General features: G+C 43.4%; 4 protein-coding genes. 1 reads left to right on the top strand and 3 read right to left on the bottom strand.

Annotation, left to right across the window (positions count from 1 at the left end; genetic code table 11):
• Positions 1-44 precede the first annotated feature (44 nt).
• From AM506_RS21405 to wecB, 3 genes are all read right to left on the bottom strand, one after another.
• Entirely contained in the window at positions 45-1,232 is a 1,188-nt protein-coding gene (locus AM506_RS21405) for an alanyl-tRNA editing protein (protein WP_060675125.1), read from the bottom strand.
• Between the two features lie 64 nt (positions 1,233-1,296).
• Positions 1,297-1,452 (bottom strand): hypothetical protein, encoded by a 156-nt coding sequence (locus tag AM506_RS22890; protein WP_160316911.1) that lies wholly within the window; start codon positions 1,450-1,452, stop codon positions 1,297-1,299.
• Between the two features lie 179 nt (positions 1,453-1,631).
• On the bottom strand, positions 1,632-2,777 hold the full coding sequence (gene wecB, locus AM506_RS21395) for a non-hydrolyzing UDP-N-acetylglucosamine 2-epimerase (RefSeq protein WP_082386469.1): 1,146 nt from the start codon (positions 2,775-2,777) through the stop codon (positions 1,632-1,634).
• A gap of 449 nt (positions 2,778-3,226) precedes the next feature.
• On the opposite strand from wecB, the gene AM506_RS23035 reads away from it, so the two are divergent.
• A partial coding sequence (locus AM506_RS23035; RefSeq protein ID WP_200908479.1) for a beta strand repeat-containing protein occupies positions 3,227-4,542 on the top strand: 1,316 nt, incomplete at its 3' end.

Below are 4,542 nucleotides of genomic sequence, written 5' to 3'. Positions count from 1 at the left end.
TGGTAAGGCCATCCGGACATGTCCGGATGGCCTTACCATATTTATTATAGTAGTTTTATCATAGCTTCAAGTAGCTCTTCCTTACTCATCAAAGCCTCTCCGCCACCTTGAACAAACGATTCTTTCCCGCCGCCTTTCCCATTGATGAGCGGGAATATTTTTTGTCCGACTTCTCTTAAATTAATAGCCGGGAGCGACCCCTTCGCCGCTACGAGCTGAAGCTTTTGATCATTATGGACGACCAGGATCACAATCGCATCTTCTCGCTTAGAGATGATGTGCTGGGCAATCTTCTGGAGTTCCTGGATTGGTCTGTCACTGTAAGCTTTTTGAATGAGCGTATAGTCATCTTTTTGGATTCCGAGTAATCCTTCCGCTTCATATGTCAGCAGGACTTCTTTCAATCCTTCGAGTGCTTTTTCCTGCTCTTTTTGTTTGGCGATCAGTTGCTCGGCCGTAGGTACCATCGTTTCTTCCGGTGCCTGGAGTACACTTGTGAGTTCTTTCAGGAGCCCGTGCTTACGGTGCAGTTGATGGAGGACCCGGTCACCGCAGATAAACTGCAGGCGGATATGGCCTTTGTGCTTTTCCCAATCAAGAATCTTGATGGCTCCGACTTCGCTCGTGGAACGTGGATGGGTCCCGCCGCAACCGTTATAGTCGAAGTCCGGAATGATGACGAGACGGATCTCGCCTGTGACGGCTGGCTGCTTGCGCAGTGGATAGTCGGACAGTTCCGCTTCCGTCACCCATTTCGTCTCGATTGGACGAGCTTCCCTTATGATTTGGTTGGCAAGTTCTTCTGCTTTCAGTGCATCTGAGTTACTTATGTCACTTACGTTTAAGTCGATGGTGAGAAACTCTTTCCCGAGATGAAAGCTGATCGTCTCGTATTGAAGCGCTTCTGCAAACGAGGCGGACAGGATATGCTGACCTGTGTGCTGCTGCATATGGTCGAATCGGCGCTCCCAATCGATCTGTCCCTCGACAACACCTGAAATATCGTCAAACGGTTCTTCTATGTAATGACGGATCTCTCCGCTCACTTCTTCCACATTGACAATCCGCTTATCCTGTATTGTTCCCGTATCATGGGGCTGGCCGCCGCCTGTTGGATAAAAGGCCGTTTCCTCCAATAGTATGTACCAGCCAGATTCATCCTGCCCTTGAACCTGTATGGATGTTTGAAAGGTTTTCGTATAGGCGTCTTGATAATAAAGTGTATTCGTCATCGGTAACCCTCTTTCTGAACTGTTCTCCCCCTAACTTTATCATAGAGATTGAAGGAAGAACCATTCAGTCCTGAAAGCATTTCTCTTCTCCGCAAATCGGTACCGTCCCCACCTGTCCCCAAGGGATCTCCCATCTCCTCTCAAACTCCGCTTTTGCAAACTCATCTCCATCAATAATTCTTTCAACTAGTTTTCTTAATCTCATCGTTGTGTAATTCATATTATCACCTGCTGATTTTAATATTGTACTAAACGTCGCATGTAGCATACGTAAAAAGATTTATTTTGGATGTCTCCTATATAATACTTTTTACCTATTTCATCAGGTGATAAACGTTTCAACTCTCTTTTGCTGAAATTTTATTTTAATTCACGTAAAAAAAGAGGCCACTCCCCAAATCAATCAATATCAAATTCTAGTGGTCTTTCATCCCTCTTTTTAAATTGGTAAAGGATACTTTCCGCAATCCTATATGAAGCTTTACCATCCCCATAAGGATTTACAGCATTAACCATAGAGTGATACTTTTCCTCTGATATAATCAATTCGTTAGCTACTTCCCATATTGTATCCTCATGTGTTCCTGCTAATCTGAGGGTACCAGCGTTAACTCCCTCTGGACGCTCTGTTGTATCCCTTAACACTATTACTGGAATACCTAATGCAGGAGCTTCTTCCTGTAATCCTCCTGAATCAGTCATAATAAGGTAAGATCTTGCACAAACATTATGAAAGTCAAAAACATTCATTGGTTTAATTAATTGAATCCGCTCCTCTTCTCCCAACAGCTTCTCTGCATGCTCTTGAATAACGGGATTTAAATGAACAGGAAATACCACTTGGATATCTTTGTGTTCTCTAATCAGCCGCTTGACAGCACGGAAGATCCTTACCATGTTTTCAATATTTTCACGCCTGTGAACTGTCATTAAAATAAGACGTTTATCACCCATACTTGTTAGAACATCATGTACATAATCAGCTTTTACTGTCAGCCTCAATGTATCTATCGCCGTATTCCCAGTGACGAAAATCTTTTCCTTTGAAATATTTTCTCTTAACAGATTTTCTTTTGAAAGATTGGTAGGAGCAAAATGCAAATCACTGATTCTTGCAATTATCTGCCTATTTAGCTCCTCTGGAAAAGGAGAATATTTCTCCATCGTTCTTAATCCAGCTTCCACATGACCTACAGGTATTTTTCTATAGTAACCCGCCAACGCTGCCGAAAGCGCCGTAGTAGTATCCCCATGGACTAAGAGCAGATCTGGTTTGGTTTTGCTTAGGATTTTATCTATTCCTTCCATAGCCCTGCTTGTAATCTGGGAGAGACTCTGCCTGCTATCCATAATATCCAAATCGAAATCCGTCTTTATCTTTAACGACTGAAGCATTTGATCAAGCATCTCCCTGTGCTGGCCTGTTACAGCAACTTTAACCTCAAAATCCAGCGGTCTATTTTTCAGCTCAGTAATTAAAGGAGCCATCTTAATAGCCTCTGGCCGTGTCCCAAAAACAAAGACAACCTTCACCTGTTTTCCCAGGATAAAACCACTCCTTTCAAATTTTCATAAATCAATGCCGATTTCATTTGGCACTGAATCTCCTTGCCAAAGAGTCATAATGTACAAAGCCACATCAATATAATAAAAACGCCTCAAACAATACTTCTTTTCTTTATTATTATGCGAGCATCCTCACATAAATACTTTCCATCCCAAAACTGGGTGCAAATCTCTTTTTTCAACCTGCACATTTTAAGTGATAGTAGGCGAATATGAAATCATTGATTCAAAGATTGAATAAAATATATAAGAATTTTCCCTATAATTCATTAGAAGTTTGACAGTTTATAAAAGGATGTGAATAAAAAAAGGGCTTTAAACCTTTAACAGGTCCAGCAAAGTGAAAAAGGAAAAATGTTACACACAGTTTTTCTGAAAAAGAATAATTTAAATGTAATTTCCTTAAAAATCGTAAAGGAGAAAAAAATATGTCTATATTATCAACCGGTCCGATTTCCAACCTTCCTGTTGGAGGAATTCGACCTACAAGGACAGTTACCCTCAAAATAGATAACAGGAGTTCTACTGACTCAGGAACTGTGTTAATCCAAGGGTATTACTTAAATGGCACTCGTACTCTTTATATTCTTGAACTGCCCACAGTAGGACCAAATCAGGTTCTTACACGCACTTATAACGTCAATTTTGATGCCTACGAATTGGTATTTACAAAAAGCGGAGTTGCTGCAGAACAAATTCAAATTTCTGTTTGGGGTAGAGACGCTTCCGGGAACCTCGTCGCAGCGCACAGAATTGTAAGTGATGAATTACTGGGGAATGCATGTCCCACTGTATCTGCCGTGACAGTTTTGGGAGGGACTATTAATACAGTAGGAAATGTACTTAATGCAACCATTTCCGGTGGGAATCTCAATACAACTGTTCTCGGAGGTACTCTCAACAACCTCCTAAACGGAACGATATCAAGCGTATTAGGAGCCACAATAACAGCAGGGACTCTTAACTCGGTCAACCAGGTTCAAGCGGCCACCATCGTCGGTGGAAACATTAACGCCACTGTTCTCGGCGGGACTATCAATGCCATTACGGGGACTGTCACCGTGGAGATTCCTTCTGTCACGGTGACAGGAGGAACACTCAATGTGGTAGAAAGCGTACTTGGTGCTACCATTACCGCGGGTACGCTTGACTCGGTGAACGAGGTTCAAGCCGCTACCATCGTCGGTGGAAATATTAATGCCACTGTTCTCGGTGGAACCATCAATGCCATTACGGGGACTGTCACCGTGGAGATTCCTTCTGTCACGGTGACAGGAGGAACACTCAATGTGGTAGAAAGCGTACTTGGTGCTACCATTACCGCGGGTACGCTTGACTCGGTGAACGAGGTTCAAGCCGCTACCATCGTCGGTGGAAATATTAATGCCACTGTTCTCGGTGGAACCATCAATGCCATCACGGGGACTGTCACCGTAGATATTCCTTCTGTTACAGTTTCTGGGGGCACACTCAATGTAGTAGAAAGCGTCCTCGGTGCTACAATCACAGGTGGAAATATCAACGCCACTTTACTCGGCGGCACGCTGAATAATCTACTGGACGGCACCATCTCCAGTGTGCTTGGAGCCACGATCACCGCCGGTACTCTGAACTCGGTCAACGAAGTTCAGGCCGCTACCATTGTGGGTGGAACGATCAATGCCATCACGGGGACTGTCACCGTAGATATTCCTTCTGTCACGGTTTCGGGTGGAACACTCAATGTAGTAGAAAGCGTCCTTGG

Source organism: Rossellomorea vietnamensis (assembly GCF_001305855.1).
Classification (GTDB): Bacteria; Bacillota; Bacilli; order Bacillales; family Bacillaceae_B; genus Rossellomorea; species Rossellomorea vietnamensis_A.
Note: the sequence above shows the minus strand (reverse complement) of the source record. Positions and strands in the feature narration are given on the sequence as shown.

Bases quoted from the DNA above. Each gene is read 5' to 3' on its own strand.
- AM506_RS22890 (WP_160316911.1), bottom strand. From the start codon at position 1,452: ATGAATTACACAACGATGAGATTAAGAAAACTAGTTGAAAGAATTATT.
- AM506_RS21405 (WP_060675125.1), bottom strand. From the start codon at position 1,232: ATGACGAATACACTTTATTATCAAGACGCCTATACGAAAACCTTTCAA.